The 915-nt window shown below is 26.7% G+C and carries 1 protein-coding gene; it reads right to left on the minus strand.

Going from position 1 to position 915, the window contains the following annotated elements; all coding sequences use genetic code 11:
• Positions 1–81 precede the first annotated feature (81 nt).
• Positions 82–915: hypothetical protein (locus tag DW196_RS11440; RefSeq protein ID WP_158563580.1), on the minus strand; the 834-nt coding region annotated here is incomplete at its 5' end.

Raw genomic sequence — 915 nt, forward strand, 5'->3', positions numbered from 1 at the left:
ATTATTTCATGATTATGGAACATTCACTATGCTTATTATATAAAAAAATTATTCACTAAAATTTTCAACACATTACTTATTTTAAGGGGTCCTATCAATAGACCACACTATAGTGCCAGTATAGTTACCTGTGTCATTTTTACTAAAAACATTTAACTGTAGAGAAGATTCCAAATTAATTTTCCCTACTGGATCTACAGATAACTGATCATTATTAGCTATAACATTAGGTTGGTCATTTAATACAATATTTCCTGAATTGTCAGGTCTTTTTAAAATTAAATTACTTTGTAACTTGACCATATCATTAGATTGATTATATATCCCGTTTGGCAGATTAGCAGTTAATTTCCATTCATTTTGATTAGAGGTATTTATTAATACTAATTCACTAGAACTTAAATTTTTGACTGGACTTACAGATGTATTACCTATTAAATTACGCGTTACTTCCCCGAATGAAATATTAGGAGCTTCTTTAATATAAATAGATCCTGTATAATAAAAAATTAACGTGAAATCATCAGTAGGTGTTTCACTTGGTTTTATTTCACTACCGTCATTATTACGTACAACATAATCATTTGAGGTTATTGATTGATAGCCTTCATAATTTAAATTTAAGATATTTTCAGAAATCAATTCGTCAATATTATCTTTTAGTGGTTTTGAAATATCAAATTCCACAGAGTCATCTTCTTTAGTTTTTTTTGTAATAATGTCTTCATAAATAGGAAGTTTAGTTTCTTTATTTAAATACTTTATTGTTGCTTTAACTTTTATGGGTTCAGACCAAATATATGTACCACTTAAAGTACCATCATAATTTTTAAGAAAAATATTACTTTGTCCTACTAATTTATTAGTACTTTGATGCTTCCATTGACCATTATGAGGTATATTAGGTAAATTAGA

Origin of the sequence: Vagococcus sp. AM17-17, assembly GCF_003471765.1 — a bacterium.
Taxonomy (GTDB): domain Bacteria; phylum Bacillota; class Bacilli; order Lactobacillales; family Vagococcaceae; genus Vagococcus; species Vagococcus teuberi.